The sequence below is a fragment of the Bradyrhizobium genomosp. I (2014) genome (assembly GCF_000261685.1).
In the GTDB taxonomy this organism is placed as follows: domain Bacteria; phylum Pseudomonadota; class Alphaproteobacteria; order Rhizobiales; family Xanthobacteraceae; genus Bradyrhizobium.
Genome location: NZ_AJQE01000290.1, coordinates 13,632 through 29,133, shown reverse-complemented (window position 1 = coordinate 29,133; position 15,502 = coordinate 13,632). Strand labels below are relative to the sequence as shown.

The 15,502-nt window shown below is 62.0% G+C and carries 17 protein-coding genes; 2 read left to right on the top strand and 15 right to left on the bottom strand.

The genetic code is table 11. From position 1 onward, the window contains the following. On the bottom strand, nt 1-231 hold a 231-nt coding region (locus tag IC50_RS42815; RefSeq protein ID WP_440588147.1), incomplete at its 3' end, for a hypothetical protein. 597 nt (nt 232-828) lie between these two features. On the opposite strand from IC50_RS42815, the gene IC50_RS26985 reads away from it, so the two are divergent. Next, nucleotides 829-1,002: a DUF1328 domain-containing protein gene (locus tag IC50_RS26985; protein ID WP_035711834.1), complete on the top strand. Its 174-nt coding sequence runs from the start codon at nt 829-831 to the stop codon at nt 1,000-1,002. A 167-nt stretch (nt 1,003-1,169) separates the two neighbouring features. On the opposite strand, the gene cax is transcribed toward IC50_RS26985, so the two are convergent. Next, complete coding sequence (gene cax, locus IC50_RS26980) at nt 1,170-2,246, bottom strand: calcium/proton exchanger (protein ID WP_244429655.1); 1,077 nt, start codon at nt 2,244-2,246, stop codon at nt 1,170-1,172. Nucleotides 2,247-2,720: 474 nt separating this feature from the next. Beyond that, entirely contained in the window at nt 2,721-2,927 is a 207-nt protein-coding gene (locus IC50_RS41520) for a hypothetical protein (RefSeq protein WP_157461089.1), read from the bottom strand. A 293-nt stretch (nt 2,928-3,220) separates the two neighbouring features. On the opposite strand from IC50_RS41520, the gene IC50_RS41515 reads away from it, so the two are divergent. Then, complete coding sequence (locus IC50_RS41515) at nt 3,221-3,493, top strand: PRC-barrel domain-containing protein (protein WP_157461087.1); 273 nt, start codon at nt 3,221-3,223, stop codon at nt 3,491-3,493. Nucleotides 3,494-3,796: 303 nt separating this feature from the next. Here the strand turns inward: IC50_RS41515 and IC50_RS26965 are convergent, their stop codons facing one another. Genes IC50_RS26965 through IC50_RS26910 form a run of 12 tightly spaced genes read right to left on the bottom strand, consistent with a single transcriptional unit; the run spans nt 3,797 to nt 15,486 of the window. Then, nucleotides 3,797-4,114 carry a cytochrome C oxidase subunit IV family protein gene (locus IC50_RS26965; RefSeq protein ID WP_035711808.1) on the bottom strand — a complete coding sequence of 106 codons (318 nt, stop codon included), beginning with the start codon at nt 4,112-4,114 and terminating at the stop codon, nt 3,797-3,799. Next, nucleotides 4,111-4,755 (bottom strand): cytochrome c oxidase subunit 3, encoded by a 645-nt coding sequence (locus IC50_RS26960; protein WP_035711805.1) that lies wholly within the window; start codon nt 4,753-4,755, stop codon nt 4,111-4,113. Before IC50_RS26960 ends, IC50_RS26965 begins: the two co-directional genes overlap by 4 nt. Beyond that, the gene (locus tag IC50_RS26955) at nt 4,752-6,425 is read right to left on the bottom strand and encodes a cytochrome c oxidase subunit I (protein WP_035711802.1); all 1,674 of its coding nucleotides are present in this window, start codon (nt 6,423-6,425) and stop codon (nt 4,752-4,754) included. Before IC50_RS26955 ends, IC50_RS26960 begins: the two co-directional genes overlap by 4 nt. Next, nucleotides 6,418-7,359 carry a cytochrome c oxidase subunit II gene (gene coxB, locus IC50_RS26950; protein ID WP_035711799.1) on the bottom strand — a complete coding sequence of 314 codons (942 nt, stop codon included), beginning with the start codon at nt 7,357-7,359 and terminating at the stop codon, nt 6,418-6,420. Before coxB ends, IC50_RS26955 begins: the two co-directional genes overlap by 8 nt. Continuing rightward, nucleotides 7,356-8,129: an SCO family protein gene (locus tag IC50_RS26945; RefSeq protein ID WP_035711796.1), complete on the bottom strand. Its 774-nt coding sequence runs from the start codon at nt 8,127-8,129 to the stop codon at nt 7,356-7,358. The genes coxB and IC50_RS26945 overlap by 4 nt, the downstream gene beginning before the upstream one ends. Next, on the bottom strand, nt 8,126-8,530 hold the full coding sequence (locus tag IC50_RS26940; RefSeq protein WP_035711793.1) for a hypothetical protein: 405 nt from the start codon (nt 8,528-8,530) through the stop codon (nt 8,126-8,128). The genes IC50_RS26945 and IC50_RS26940 overlap by 4 nt, the downstream gene beginning before the upstream one ends. Beyond that, nucleotides 8,520-9,590 (bottom strand): hypothetical protein, encoded by a 1,071-nt coding sequence (locus IC50_RS26935; protein WP_050991114.1) that lies wholly within the window; start codon nt 9,588-9,590, stop codon nt 8,520-8,522. The genes IC50_RS26940 and IC50_RS26935 overlap by 11 nt, the downstream gene beginning before the upstream one ends. Continuing rightward, entirely contained in the window at nt 9,587-10,111 is a 525-nt protein-coding gene (locus IC50_RS26930; RefSeq protein WP_035711827.1) for a c-type cytochrome, read from the bottom strand. Before IC50_RS26930 ends, IC50_RS26935 begins: the two co-directional genes overlap by 4 nt. Nucleotides 10,112-10,113: 2 nt before the next feature. Then, nucleotides 10,114-10,632, bottom strand: coding sequence for a DUF3341 domain-containing protein (locus tag IC50_RS26925; RefSeq protein ID WP_035711790.1), 519 nt, complete (start codon nt 10,630-10,632; stop codon nt 10,114-10,116). Then, the gene (gene nrfD, locus IC50_RS26920) at nt 10,629-11,996 is read right to left on the bottom strand and encodes an NrfD/PsrC family molybdoenzyme membrane anchor subunit (protein WP_035711789.1); all 1,368 of its coding nucleotides are present in this window, start codon (nt 11,994-11,996) and stop codon (nt 10,629-10,631) included. The genes IC50_RS26925 and nrfD overlap by 4 nt, the downstream gene beginning before the upstream one ends. Next, the gene (locus IC50_RS26915; RefSeq protein WP_035711787.1) at nt 11,993-14,842 is read right to left on the bottom strand and encodes a 4Fe-4S dicluster domain-containing protein; all 2,850 of its coding nucleotides are present in this window, start codon (nt 14,840-14,842) and stop codon (nt 11,993-11,995) included. Before IC50_RS26915 ends, nrfD begins: the two co-directional genes overlap by 4 nt. After that, entirely contained in the window at nt 14,830-15,486 is a 657-nt protein-coding gene (locus IC50_RS26910; RefSeq protein WP_035711785.1) for a cytochrome c3 family protein, read from the bottom strand. The genes IC50_RS26915 and IC50_RS26910 overlap by 13 nt, the downstream gene beginning before the upstream one ends. Nucleotides 15,487-15,502: the final 16 nt, after the last annotated feature.

The following is a 15,502-nucleotide window of genomic DNA, read 5'->3' as shown; positions in this document are numbered from 1 at the left end:
GGGGGCCCCCCAGCCGCGGCTGTAGCGGTGCCGGTATCCGTCCCGCCAATGGCGATGCCAACCATGGTGGCGGTCATGCCTCCACTGAATCTGCACCACATTGGCATCGCTGTTGATCAATCCGCTTGCGGCCGCCATTGGCGCGGCTTGCGCGGAAGTTCCGACCGGGATCGCGAGGGACACCACGGCGGCGGCGAGGTACCATCTGCTGGAACGGTTACAGGTTCTCATCAGCTCTTCTCCCTTGGCTCTTCACTGCATCAAGGAAATGCGCAAGCAGAGGTGCCGTTGCAGAAACAGTTGGTACAGATGTGTACTTGCCGTGTCTGGAGCTGCTTCTGATGACGAGATCAACTGTCCGGCCAACAGGGCAACATTGTCGCCCCATGTGCGGAAGCGGACAACGTGCGCCGTTCGATGCGGCTGTGGCTTGATCATCGCCTCGCCGTCGCTACGAATGGAAAAACTCTGGTTTACGTAAAAGCTCGTGGGTTCCCGTGCGAATAGCCGTTATCGATGACGAATACTTCATTGCCGATGATTTCGTCACCGGCCGATTAACCCGTACGTCGTCGAGAAGCCGACTTCGATTTCCGACGTGGTGGATCGGCTCTCCCGAAATGCGGTGGGGCGCTCCAATCAAAACGCTTTGACAAGCTGCAAAGGGGGGCGCCGCGTGCTCGGCTCTGCTGGCTTCCGACTGCCGGGACGATCAGAGGTACGTTGGCGCACCCACCGCTTGCTATCGAGAGCACCTGCCGGTCGGAACATCGACAGTTCGTGACGATTGTCGTCAAGGTCGGCGAGAGGGCGAAGCAGGAGCTTGGCATGCTGAAGTGGGCGTTGATATTCTTCATCATCTCTATCGTGGCCGGATTGCTCGGCTTCAGCGGAATCGCTGCTGGTGCGTCCACCATCGCCAAGTGGCTGTTTTTCGCAGCCGTGGCGATCTTCCTTGTGTTCGTGGTTCTGGCCTTCCTGGCAGGAGAGGTGATCCTGTAGCCGCGATCAGCGACCACGTTTTCTCGCCCTCAATGGTTGGGGGAGGCCGCTCGGCACCAGGTGCGACAATCTGGAGAGGCGCCCGGACCGATCGGGGGCGACGCGTTCTACTCCTTGCGCAACCGTTTTCCGGATGCGGCTGTTGAGATCAGCTCTCCGTTTCCAGTTCAAGAGAAGAAATATGCAAGCGCCAACACCACGTAAACACCGATGAGCAGTGCGCCTTCGAACCAGGTGGTCTCGGCGTCTCTGGTGATGGCATTTACGATGAACGCGGTGCCGGCAATAGAAAATAGGTCGACGGGATTCTGGAAGACGAGGGTCATGGGCTTCCCGATCGCCCAGGAAAAGATGACGAGAAGCGGAGCGACAACTAGAGCAATCTGGATCGCCGATCCGATGCAGAGCGTCATTACAAGGCCCATCCGGTCGCGCCGAGCAAACCAGACGGCTGCAAATATGTCCGAACTGGTGCCGACCAGCGCGAGCACCACAACGCCAAGAAAGAGGGGGGTGACGCCCGTGGATTTGGCTGCCTCCGTCAGGGCGCCGGAGACGAACTCGCTCTGCAGGGCCGCCGCGCCGGTACATGCCACCAACACGATCAAGCATTTGGAGGCCGACCAGGCCGATTTGACCGAAGCCTCCTCATTGGTTGCGAAGATGTTTCTGTGAGTGATGAGGGTGAAGACGAGATTTCCGGAGTAGAGAATGAGCAGCACGACAGACACGGCCAAGCTGAGCCGCTCATCGGAGGCCCCTACATCGTTGACATGACGAATGCTGCGGCCGGTGTAGTCGAAGACTGCGGGAAGCAGAAGAGCGATGACGGACAAGACCAGCATGCTTGACAGCAACCCGGCGCGCGCTTGGGTGAAGCTTTGGTGCTCGCGATTCAACCCGCCGGCGACGATGGCCATTCCCAACCCCAGCAAGCAGGTCGCTGCTATAGACCCGGTGATCTGGGCGTGAACAACCTCAACATGACCGCGCGCAAGAACGAACAGCGCGAGAATAAGTTCGGCGAGGCTTCCCAAGCTCACTGTCAAGAGACCGCCTACGGCAGGACCGGTGTGGGAGGAAAGCTGGTCGGTTGCCACGCGGATCCATTCGGCGAGCACGGCTATCGCGAGAACACCGGATCCGAAAATCCAGATCGGCGGAGGGTGAAGAAAGTACCCGGCGATCGGGGTAATCGGAACAAACACCAAAGGGACGACACGAGCGATGGTACCGTATTGCACGAGAGCATCCTTTGCTTGGAGACCTAGACTCGTCAAGATCGTAATCGGCGTCCCGGCTGGTGCGCATGTAGAGGTGGATGATTAACCGCCGTCAGGCCCGGAAATTTGCTCGGCATGAGACACGGGGGCGGGTGCACGCCGAGCCTCCAGATCAGCGCATGCGTCAACAAGGCGGGGGCCGGTCGCGTTCCGTGCGTCGGCTCACTCTCTGTACGTGACTGGACAACGCCGCCGTAACGCCGGCGCGCCGCACGCCGAGGGCCTGCGCCATGCATCGGTGCGTGAGCGGAATTTCGGGAGAGGCCAGTTTGTCCACGGCGACCAGCAGCCACCGAGCCAATCGCTGTTGCAAGCTGTGGCGCGAGTTGCACGCAGCCAGCTGTGAGCTCTGGATCAACGTCGCCTGCACATACCGCAGCAGTAGCTTCTCGATGGCGACGTCCTCCCTCATGAGCTCGATCAGCGAGTCGGCTTCTATCCGTCGCGCGCTGCCGGCAATTTGGACCATGCATCGGTGTTGGGGAAATCCGCATGCCAAGGATCAAAGGTATCCCGACGAAATCCTTTGCTCCAACCGTCTGAATTTCGACGGGAATTTCCGGCTCTGGCGGTGAGCGAAGCCGCGCCGTGTTCGATGAAGTGGGCATATTGCATGGGAAGATGACGCTCCTGCATCATCATCTGCGTCGGCTTCAGTCGGACATCGTCGCAGCGACCAACCAGCAGGCTGCGCGATCGAGGTAGCAGGCGGCGGATCAGATCATTGTTGGAGTTGGGCGCATGCGCCGATTTGCTGCGCTCTCGCGCCGGTCCGAACGGTGGCGCTATATGGGAGCAATCCGGAACGTAGTCATGGCGGACGACGGGCAGATCATGTCGCTGCTCGTCGAGGCTTCAGGACGAAGGATGAGCCGGAATTTATCTCCCGGATTCCATTCAAGCGGGTCCTGCGTCCGCTTCACGAAGGAGCAATCGTGGCCGATTTTTCCGACTTGAGGTCGCGGGAATACGGTCTCTTTGTCGATCCTGGCCAGGCCCAGGACGAGCCGCACGAGTTCTCGATCTCGAAAGTCATCGGGGACTATGCGCGGTTGCAGGCAGGACAGGGCTACGGTTATGTCTCCGATCTCGTTTTCGACGACGGCGGAAAGCTCGCGGCCGTCGTGATCTCCCGCGAAGCGTCTGCTGGCGGAGGGACCTATGCCGTCCCGTACCGGGCCAAACGGGGCGATGGAGCCCGAAGCTGAGCTATTATGGCTTGCCTTACGTTACAGCGGATCAAGCAAACAAGGCCGGCTTGCGGCTCGACATGAGGCAGTTTCAGAACTCGTGAGGAACCAAACGTCCGCCTGACGGCTTCCGGTGACGTGCGCGGATCCTGGACACTTGGCGTCGCAGCAAACTGATGCAGTCACGTCTTGGAGCGCAGCAAAAGTCTTCCCCTCCTGAAGCTGCATTCGAACGTGGCTGCATCAGAGCCTCTCATACAGCGCTCCCCCATGAATGGTGCGCCACCATTCTTGGCGCAAGTAGAGGCGTTGCAGCCATCGTCAGGGCCGCGCGAGGACGTCAACGAAGGTCAGTGCAAACATCGCGACCAGGAAAACAAGCCCTGAAATCGCGGCGATGCGGATTTGCGGCTTCGCCGAGGCAAGCTCCATGAAGAGCAAGACGACGAGGGTCGATTTTGCCGCAGCGACGACGATCCCGCTCGCGGTCGTCACTCGGCCCATGGGGATATAGGCGGCGACGAGGCTGAGCAGCAGGAGTACGAGGAGCGCGGCCCAGATCAAGAGGTTCCTCGCCCATAAGCGGCGGACACCATCGCTTGAGCGGGCATCCCCACCTGCTTCTTCGCGGTCGCTCATGATGCGCGCCCCGGCAAATAGATCAGCGGGTAGAGGAAGATCCAGACAATATCGACCAGATGCCAGTATAAGGCTGTCACCTCGATCTCGGGATTGTCTTTCGCAGGCAGTTCGCGACGGAGCAGCACCCAGAACAGGCGACTCACGAGCGCAATGCCGATCGACAGGTGGATCGCATGTACGCCCGTGACCAGCCAATAGAATCCGTAAAACAGCTCGGCCCCGCGCTGAGGCAATGCAAACTCGGCTCCCGGCACGAGATGCTTGTCGATGTCTTCCTTGTACTCGAAGCCCTTGATGGCGATGAACGCAAGGCCGAGCATCGCGGTGAGCAAGAGGCACGAAAGCACAAGGCGTCGCAGCCGCGCAGACTGTTCGGACGCCTGCGCAGCGACTGCCATGGTGAGGCTGCTGGTCAACAGAACGGCGGTATTGATCGTACCGTACCAGATATTTGTCTCCCGGCCGGCGGCAGCGAACGCTTCCGGATGTTCGATCCGACAGACCGTGTAGGTGAGCATCAGCGCCCCGAAGAACAGCGTCTCGCTGGCGAGAAATACCCAGATGCCGAATTTGCCTGCCTCGCGCTGCCGGCCGAAATCGAACCAGGGTTCCCTCAGCAGTGCACTCTCGTCGCTCATCGCGTGTCCCTCGCGCTCTGCATTTCCGGAGGATCGGTGCCGGCTGACATACCCTGGGCGTGGTAATCGTAGGGCCCACGGTCCACGCGCGGTTGCCGGTCGAAGTTCTTCGGCGGCGGCGGCGAAGTCGCGGTCCATTCGAGGCCGGTGGCGCCCCAGGGGTTCTTCGCCGCCTTCCCACCGTAGAATAGGGACCAGCCCAGGTAGCCGAGCGGCAGCAGGTATGCGACGGCGAGTACTGCTGCTCCAGCGGAGGACATCACATTGTAGATCTGGAATTCTGCTGGATAGGTATGATACCGCCGCGGCATACCGAGGTAGCCTGCGAAGAATTGCGGCAGGAACGTCATGTTGAAGCCGGCATACATGAGAATGGCGGCGAATTTCGCCCAGCTCTCGGGGTAGAGCTTGCCCGTAACCTTAGGCCACCAGAAGTGCAGGCCGGCGAAGAAGGCAGAGACCGAACCTCCCACCATGATGTAATGGAAGTGCGCGACGACAAAGTAGGTGTCGGTGACATGGATGTCCACCGGGATCGAAGCGAGGAATAGGCCGGAGAGCCCGCCGGTCGTAAACAGTCCGACGAAGCCGAGTGCATACAGCATCGGGGATTCGAAGCTGATCTGCCCGCGATAGAGGGATGCGGTCCAGTTGAAGACCTTGATGGCCGAAGGCACCGCGATGATGAACGACAGGAAGGAGAACACGAGGCTCGCTAGGGCCGATTGTCCGGACACGAACATGTGGTGTCCCCAGACGAAGAAACCGATGCCGGCAATCGCAAGCATGGCGTAGACCATGAAGTCGTATCCGAAAATCCGCCGCCTCGCGAAGCAAGGAATGATCTCCGAGACGACCCCCATGGCGGGCAGGACCATGATGTAAACGGCGGGGTGTGAGTAGAACCAAAACAAGTGTTGGAATAGGATCGGATCTCCGCCGCGCGCGGGATCGAAGATCGGCAGCCCCAAGACGCGTTCCGCGATCACAAGCAGCAGCGAGATCGCGAGCACCGGCGTTGCCAGCACCATGATCAGTGACGTCGCGTAGACGGCCCAGACGAAAAGGGGCAACCTGAACCACGTCATACCGGGTGCGCGAAGCATATGGGTGGTCGCGATGAAGTTCACGCCCGTGGCGATGCTGGCAAAGCCGACGACGAACACGCCAGCCGCCGCCGCGAACACATGAGTGTTGGAGAACATCGACGAGTAAGGCGTATAAAACGTCCAGCCGGTGTCGACGCCGCCGGCGACGAGCGCGTAAACGGTGAACGCGCCGGCTGCGATGGTCAGATACCAGCTGAACAGATTGAGCCGCGGAAATGCGACGTCGGGTGCCCCGATCATCAGTGGCAGCAGGAAATTGCCGAACGTGTTGGGGATCGATGGCACCAGGAAGAACCAGACCATGATGATCCCGTGGAACGAGAACAGCTTGTTGTAGGTGTCCGATGTCAACAGCCATCCGTTAGGCTCGAACAGTTCGAGCCGCACGGCCGTGATTGCGGCGCCGCCGAGAAAGAAGAAGACCGTGATGGTCACCGCGTAGAGGATCGCAATGCGCTTGTGATCGGTGGTGGCAAGCCAGGACCATACGGTCGAGCCGTCGCGCAGATAATCCGGGTGGGGCGGCAGCGGCAGCTCTCCGGCAAGCAGGGCGTCAGTCATCTGGCTGCTCCTTGCTGAGTGAGCGGATATAGGCCGTCAGGCTCTGGATTTCGCCGTCGTCGAGCAGCCCCTTGAAACTCGGCATGACCGGTTCATAACCAGCGACGACGTCGCGCTTCGGCTGCAAGATTGAATCCCGGATGTAGGCCTCGTCCGCGGAAACGGTGCGCCCATCCGCCAGCTGCACAGCGCGGCCATAGAGTCCCGCCAGCCGCGGCGCGTGGACGTTCGACGAGGCGGCGTGGCAGCCCGAGCATCCTTGCGACACAAACAGTTTCGCTCCCTCATGGGCAAGGTCGTCGCCTTCGGGCTGCTGGACCAGCCATCCGGCATAGTCGTCCTGGCGCATGACCACGATCTTGCCTCGCATCATCGAATGATTGGTGCCGCAATATTCGGCGCACAGAAGCGGGAAGGTGCCGCTCTTGCTCGCCTGAAACCAGATGTCGGTGTCGCGGCCGGGCACAACGTCCTTCTTGACCCGGAAGGCCGGCACGAAGAAGGAATGGATGACGTCCTGCGAACTCATCAGGAGATGGACCGGCCTATCCAGCGGTACATGCAAGGCGTTGATTTCGCGGGCACCGCTCGGGTGCTGCGTCTTCCACATCCATTGTTTCGCGACGACGTGGATTTCCAGTGCGCTCGGCGGAGCGGCCAGGCTGCCAAGGTCGGCGGAGGACGCCCACCAGAACAGGAAGGCGAAAGTCAGCAACGTCGCAACCGTCCAACCAATTTCGAATTCGCGGCTGAGGATCTCAGGCATCGGACCGCGCTTGGCGGACGAGCCGCGGCGATACCGGACGGCAAACAGCAGGATCAGTCCGAACACCAGGACCGCAGTCGCGCCGGACAAAAGCAGCAGAAGATAAAAGATGTGATCTACCGTGACGGCGTGCGTGCTTGCTTCGGGCAGCCTGAACGGCGAGTTCATGCTGAAGCTCCGCGACGTCTGCTGCGCACCAGCATCAACCCGATCAGCGCGCCCATTATGGCAACGGTCGAGATCCCGAGAATCTGCAGAATAACGGCGATTCTGCGGGTATAGATGCCGTGCACCGCATCAAATCCATAGCAAAGCAGCGCGATGCGTCCGGAAAGTCCCCCGATCGAGCCGTTGCCGGCTTCCAGCAGCGCGAGGCGCAGATCGCGCGGTTGCAGGGCCAGACTGGACAGCGTCCGGACGATTCGGCCGTCCGGCGCGACGGTGGCGAAGGCGGCCGGATGTGCGATCGCGTCGCGGCTGCTGTCGCGTTCGGTATGATAGCCGATGGCCCCGAGGAGCGCGGCGACGGCCTCTCGCGATCCGGTCAGGACCGATGTGCCCTCTTCCCCGATCTGTCCCCGCGTGAAACGACGCGCGTCATCGATGGTGTCGCGTGGATCTATGCCGATGACGATGAGTTTGTAGTCCCGTTCCGGAGCAAGGCCAGTCTGCTGCAACGCAGAGCTTGCGATGGTCAACGCGGGCCCGCAAATTTGTTGACAGGTGAAGTCCGCCGGAATCAGCAGGGTCGGACGTCCACCGATTGCTTGTCGGATGGACACCTGGTGGCCACCGAGATCCGTGAACTGCAAGGAGAGCGGGAGGTGCGCATCCGCAGGTGGGTCGAAGCCGACCTGTCCAATCTGCTGCTCCGTCAATCCGGCCTGCGCGAGTGTCGGCCAGAGCGCAAGCGCGAGGATAAAAACGGCCCGCCTCATGGCATTCCTCCGTTCACGCGGGGGGGCAAGGCCGGGCGAAGCTGGGGAGCATCATAGGCGTGCTCGCCGCGTCCCGCGACGAGTTGCATCGCCTCATCGATCGGGATGCGCGCAAGATCATGGTCGCGATCGACCCAGGCGTAGCTGGAGAGCTGCGCTTGTTGTGCGGCCTCGAGCCGTGCGAAGTCGACCTCAGGCGATGTCTGCAGCTCCGGCGAAGGGAATCGGCTCTCGACGCGCGGGCTGAATGCGCCTGGGGCCCGATTATTCAGGAATAGCAGCAGTCCGGCTATTGCGGCGCCCACGAAGAGCAGAAAGCAGCCGACAACGGCCAGCACGGCGCGGCTGTGGATATCGGCCGGTTGGGGCAGCGCGCGGTTGCCCATCTCCTCAGTCGGCATTGCACGCCTCCGCGGATGCAATGCCCCGCCCGAAGAGCATGGACGCGGCGGTCAGGATGACGAGCGAGCAAAGACCGGTCGCGGCCACGGCGGATTGCTCCGAGAATGCAGGCACGAGCAACCAGGCAAAGTGCATGCTGGTCCCGAGCAGCAGCAGAAGACCGACCGCGCGCAACCCGGCGCGGCTGCCGCGAACGCCGGCGAACAGCAGCATCGCGAACGGCAGGATTGCACCAAGCGCAAAGGTCGCAACCAGCGCCGCAGTCCATGCCGCCGTGCTGCGCTCAATGAACCACCCGGCCTTGTGAGGCAGATCGCCGTACCAGGCGACGACGAACGTCATGTATTCGAGGTAGACGACGCCCAGCAGCGTTGCCATCAAGAGCTTGCCGATATCGCTCCGCCCTTCGCCTGCGATGTTAGAGGTCCCCCAAACGGCCACGACGGCCAACGCGGCAAGCAGCTGTTGTATCGCGATCATGGAAGCGAAGGCGGTGGAGACGTAATGAGGTTCGACGGACAGGAACCAATCGACCGCAACCATGCTGATTGTGAAGCCGTAGAACGCGAGGCCTAAAGCGGCCGGCAGTCGCCTGCCGGCCCGGACCGCAAAGGTCAGCCCGAGCACGCACCATCCGATCAGCGCAATCAGGGCTCGCAAGATGAACGACGACTGGCCTAGATACCAGAAGGTGACATCCGGCTTGATCCGGCTCGGAGTTGCAGCCCAGGGATAGATGTCGGTCAGTCCGGCGAGAACGGGGACGAAGGCGATGGCCACGAGAGGCATCATGGCCGCGAGCGTCCGCAGCACCGGTGCGGCGACTACTCCCCATCGACCGCCGGTCAGGCGGTGAATGAGCAGCAATGCCATGCTGCCGATCGGGGCGCAGCTCCATATCGCGAATGCGACGAGCCAGCCCCGCAGTAGACTTGGATGAGTCCCGAGACGTGCCGCCGCGAGCACCAGCGCAGCCATGAGGGCCAGCAACGCGACGCCCGCCGCCGCCAGCGGGGTGCCGAGCGCGTTCAGCGTCTGGTTGCGGAGCGCGGCGATCATGGCAGCTTGCTCCTCAGCTGCGGCGCGGCGGCCATGTCGGTTTGCTGAGATTGCTGGAGCGCCCGGATATAGGCGATGATGGCCCAGCGGTCGCGCGGCTCGATCCGGGCGGCATAGGAATACATGGTACCGTAGCCATTGGTGATGACGTCGAAGATGTGCCGGGCATCGGCTGCGCGAAGCCGGGCGGAATGATAGGAGGGCGGGGCGGGAAACCCGCGCTGCACGATCATGCCGTCGCCATGTCCGGAGAGCCCATGACAGGGGGAGCAGTAGATGTCGTAACGCTCCCGCCCGCGCGATAGCAGGGCCATGTCGACGGCAGGCGGCGTCGTGATCTGCCGTGCGCGCGCAAGGTCGCCCTGCGCAACGGTACCTTTCGGCAGGGATTGGGCCTCGGTGCCATCCCTGAACAGAGGCGCCTTCGAGAACGTACCGTAACGATTCTGCTGAGACATGGAATGATCGCCGCAGCCTCCGAGCGCTGCCAACAGCATCGTCAAACATGCCAGCCGACGCATCGTCATGGCGAGCGCAGCTCCGTGACTGCAACCGCGCCTGCTCCAGTGAGGACCGCCCTCAAATCGTTTGGGCTGATTTCGGAAGCCGTCAACAGGAAGTAGCGGTCTTGCGTTGCGCGTTCGAAGCCCGGGATCTCGAACAGGGCATCGTGGAGTCTCGGCAGACGGCACGACCAAAGGAAGGCGAGCACTCCCGCAAGAGCGGCAGCGAAAATGCCGACCTCGAAAGGGACCAACAGGAACACTTGCCAAGAGTTCAGGGGGCGGCCGCCGCTGTTGATCGGATAGTCAATCACCGCGCTGTACCATTGCAGACCGTACGCGAATGCCGCGGACGCCAGCCCGCCGACCAGCATCGCGAGGCGGATTCGCGGGCGCTCCTGCCCAAGCCGTTCGTCCAGCCCTTCAATCGGATAGGGTGTGAATGCATCCAGCGCAGCATGGCCCGTGCTCCTCACGCGCACCAGTGCCGACCGAAGGGTTTCGCCATCGACGAATTCCGCCAAGAGCTTCACTGTCATGCAGCTGCCTCCTCGTGAGCGAGTTTGCGCATGTCGAACATCGACACGCTCGGTACCAGCCTCATGAAGACCAGGAACAGAAAGGCGAAGAGGCCGAGCGGCGCGATCAGGAAGCTCCAGTCCCAGAAAGTGAAGTGGAAGGCGCGCCAGAGGGACGGCATGTACCCGCGTGACAGCGTGTTCCAGACGATCAGAATTCGCTCGAGCCACATTCCGATGTTGATCGCGATCGCGATCGGTATCAGCATGAGCAGCGACCGTCGCGCGAATGGCCACCAGAGCAGCTGCGGGATGAGACAGTTGCAGGCCAGCAAGGCCCAATACAGCGGTGCGTAAGTCCCGGTAAATTCGAAGCGCACGACCTCGCGTTCGGCGTGTTCGCCGCCGTACCAGCCCATGAACCACTCGGTCGCATAGGAATAGAACATGACGATGGAGGCCATCAGCAGGATGCGGGCCATCACGTCGAAATGGCGCGAGGTGATGATGGCCTGAAGGCTGAGGCCCCATCGAATCGTGGCCGCGAGCACGACGACCATGGCAAAGCCCGAATACATCGCGCCGACCACGAAGTACGGCGGGAAGATGCTCTCCTGCCAGCCGGGCATCAGGCTGGCCGCGAAATCGAGTCCGACGATCGAGTGGACCGAGCAGACCAGCGGGACGCCCAAGGCGGCCATCGTCGTATGAAGGATCTTGAGGCGCGTCCATTCGCGCGCCGAGCCTCGCCAACCCAATGCGAAAGCGCCGTAGAGCAGCTGGCCCGCGCGGTGCGGTGTGCGGTCGCGCATGGTGGCGAGATCGGGGATCAGGCTGACATACCAGAATAGGATCGAGAAAAGCAGGTAGCTGACGATGGCCCAGAAGTCCCACACCAGGGCACTCCGCCATTGCGGCCAGAGCGCCATGGTGTTCGGATATGGGGCGAGCCAATAGGCATAGAGCGGCCTGCCGAGATGGATGATCGGCATCAGCCCGGCGATCGCAACGGCGAACAGCGTCATGGCTTCCGCGAAGCGGTTGATCGAGGCGCGCCATCGCTGTCGCGTGAGCAGCAACATTGCCGAAATGAGCGTGCCGGCGTTGCCGATGCCGATCCACCATACGTAGTTGGCGATCGCAACACCCCAGACGATCGTGGAATTGACGCCCCATATTCCGATGCCCCGATAGAACAGCCACACGACTGCTATGAACAGCCAAAGCACGAAAGGGAGGGTCACTAGGAGTGCGAGCCACCAGCGCTTGCCGAAACCGGTGAAGAGCGGATCAGCAACCGCTTGCGTGATGGCGAGGTCATCGGCACGTTCGGATGAGATCCAACGGTGCGCCGGAGGGGCCTTGGCCGCGAGAACCTCGCTCATGTCCGCTCCTCCGCGTCCGATTGGGCCGGATTGCGGACGTCGGCCAGATAGGTGGTGCGCGGGCGCGTGCCCAAATGGCCAAGCAGAGTGTAGTGGCGCGGATCAGTCTTCCGGCGGTTGATTTCTGCGTCGGGCTGGTTGAGGTCTCCAAAGCTGATGGCGCGGGTGGGACAGGCGTTCTGACAAGCGGTCCGTACTTCGTCGGGAGCGAGCGCCCGGCTCTCGCGTTCCGCGGCTCGTCTCGCTCCGCTGATCCTTTGAACACAGTAGGTGCATTTCTCCATCACGCCGCGGGCGCGAACGGTGACCTCCGGGTTCTTCTGCCCGCGGTAGGACTCCGCGCCGAGATTGCCGTATTCCTCGCCGTTCGCGTAGCCGAAGAAGTTGAAGCGCCGCACTTTGTAGGGGCAGTTCGCCTCGCAGAAGCGGGTGCCGATACAGCGATTGTAAACCTGCGCATTCAGGCCTTCGCTGTCGTGGACGGATGCTGCGACCGGGCAGACGGGCTCGCAGGGTGCATGCTCGCAATGCATGCAGGGCACCGGTTGAAAGCCGAGCTGCGGGCCGTTCGCCGAGCCGTGATCGTAGACGTCGACGCGCATCCAATGCATGTCCCGCCCCATGGCGACCTGCTCCGGTCCCACGACCGGAACGTTGTTCTCGGCCTGACAAGAGACGACACAGGCGTTGCAGCCGATACAAACGGACGTATCGATCACCATCGCCCAAGCATGGCCATCGCCCGACCTCGGCTTTTCGGGCATCAAACTCGGCGGATCGAAGGGCGTTATCGAGGGCGGCACGTGCCCACGCTGATACGACGGATAAAGCTCGCGCACGTCATCTGGCGTCCGCACGATGTTCTGGGTCGTGAGAATGGGCTCCTCGCGTCCCGTCCGCCTGATCGAGACTTGCGCCAAGCGCCAGGGCTTGTCATAGGTTCGGAGAATGTAGGCATTGGCCCCGATGCCGCTGCCTATGGCGCCGGCGTTTTGCCGGCCTCCGCCCAGGTTAAGCGCGCAGATCCCCACGGCTGATCCCGGTTCGAGCAGCACCGGGACCTCTATCGAGCGATCATGCGCGCTGATCTTGACAACGTCGCCCGGCTTGAGCCCGAGGTGGCTCGCATCGTCGGGATGCAGCGCGAGCGCATTACCCCAGACTTGCTTGCTGAGCGGCTTTGGACATTCCTGCAGCCAGGCGTTGTTGGCGAATGAGCCGTCCCACACACAGGGATCGGGACGTAGAACCAGGCTGAGATCGTCCTCGCGCTTGTCCTCAGCTTCGACGGCTATGGACGGGGGCATTGCGACAGCCTCGACAGCCTCTGAGCCGGTCCCTGCAATGATGCCGTCGTGCAGCGCCCGCTGCCACCATGCCTCGAAGTCTCCATGGGCTTCGCTTCGCCAGGTCTGCCGCACCAGCTCGTAAGGCTTTGCGTCGTGTTTCCCGGTGATCCAGGCGAGAAGCTCATGCGCGCCGAAGCTACCGTAGAGAGGCTTGATCAAGGGTTGGACGAGGCTCGCGGTCCCGTCGCTGGCACGCAAATCAGACCACGCCTCGAGTTGATGACTTTGCGGCACATGCCAATTGGCGTTGACCGCCGTCTCGTCGACATACTCGCCCATATGCAGGCGGAACGGCGCCTTCTGCGCTTTCGCCTCGAATTGCAAGTCAGCCGGCGCGTCGTAGAGGGGATTGGCGCCAACAATGAAGAGCTGGCGCACGCCCCCGGCCTCGAGATCGCCCGCGAGCTGGTCGAGCGTTCCGGCCTGCCGTCCAGACGGGGTGCGATCGATCTGATTAATCAGCCGAACTGGTGCATTCAGCTGGGCGTTGATCCAGTGAACCAATCCGTGAACTTCTTTCGACATCGATGGACCCGCGAGGACGAGCGCTTCGCCCTTGCTTGCGTTCAGGTCTGTCGAAATCTTTCGAAGCAGCAGGCGTTCGCGCTCAGGCAGCTCGATCACGCCGGTAGCTGCCCCGAGTTCCCGCGCGAGACTTGCCGCTAGCCGTTCGATCGCCTCGGGACGGAGAGCAAGACGTTCGTCCGCCTTTGCCCCCGTCAACGTGAGGGTACTTTCGAGGCAATAGAGACGCGAGAAAGCGCCGGCGTCGCTGCGCCGTTGTGCGAAGCCGCGGCCGATTCGCATCTGGTCGGGCCCATGTCCAAGCGGATCGGCATCGAGGGTGACGATCACGCGTGCCCTTGCGAAATCGGGAACGCTGCAAAGGGGTTGACCATAGGCAAGTTGCGCACCTTGGCGAGCATTCTCGTCGTCGGTCGGGTCGTACGCGTGCCACGACGCTGCCGGGAACGACTGAAGAAGCTTGTCGATTTGGCGTAGAAGGGTAGGTGACGTCGTACGGCTGGTCAAAAGGCGCAGACCATTGCCCTGATTGCCGCGGGCCTCGGAGAGCTCGGTCGTCAGTGCCCCAAGAAGAGCTTCGCGGGACGCTATGGCTCCGTTGTGCAGGATGGTGCGCGAGCGGTCCGGATCATAGAGCGAGAGAACGGCGGCTTCGGCGAAAACATCGGTGGCGCCCAGGCTGCCTGGATGACGCGGGTTGCCTTCTACCTTGATCGGTCGGCCGTCGATCGAGGTCACGATCACGCCGCGTCCGATCCCCGCGAGGCCGAGGGTCGTCGCGAATTTCAGGGGTTCGCCAGGAATGATCCGCTCCGGCATTCTGACATAGGGCAGGATCTGCTCGTCAGGTTTGCTGCAGGCCGCGAGGCTGCTGGCCATGCCGCTCGCGAGCAGGCCGAGTGCCTGGCGGCGGTTGAGCTTGCTTCGCCGCGCTGGATCTGGCCGCGTCGGCAATTCCTTCAGCGGTGACATATGGTGCAGTCCGTCAAGTGATCCGTTTTGATGTGGTAACCCGCAGCAAGCTTTGCCCCGATCTCGGCCCGATCCTTTGGCGGTCGCCATTTCGGATCGAAAACTGCCTCGCGGGGGCGCAGGTAGGGTGCGGGATTGCGATGGCAATCGAGGCACCATTGCATCGTCAGGGGAGCCGCTTGCCGCATCAGCCGCATCTGTCCGACGTCACCATGACAGGTGGTGCAGCCGACCCCTTTTGCGACGTGGACCGAATGATCGAAATAAACGTAGTCCGGAAGCCGGTGGACGCGCGTCCATGCCATCGGCTTGCTTCTGGCAAGGCTCTCCCGCACCGGCGCCAGCATCTGCGCATTGGTCCAGATCTGCGAATGGCAGGTCATGCAGGTCTCGGTCGGGGGCATGCCGGCAAAGCGCGCCTTCTCCACGGAGGTGTGGCAATAGCGGCAATCGAGACCGAGACCCGAAACATGATGTTCGTGACTGAACGGCACGGGTTGATTCCGGGTGATATTCTGGTTGGTGACGTAAGGGGACCGCATCACCTCGTAAGACAGTCCAACCGCAAGCACCGGAGCTGCTCCAATCGCCGCTATCGCCAAGGTCGCAATCGTGTTCGCGCCGGGACGAAAGAGCTGCATCACCGGCCCCCAGCCGCCC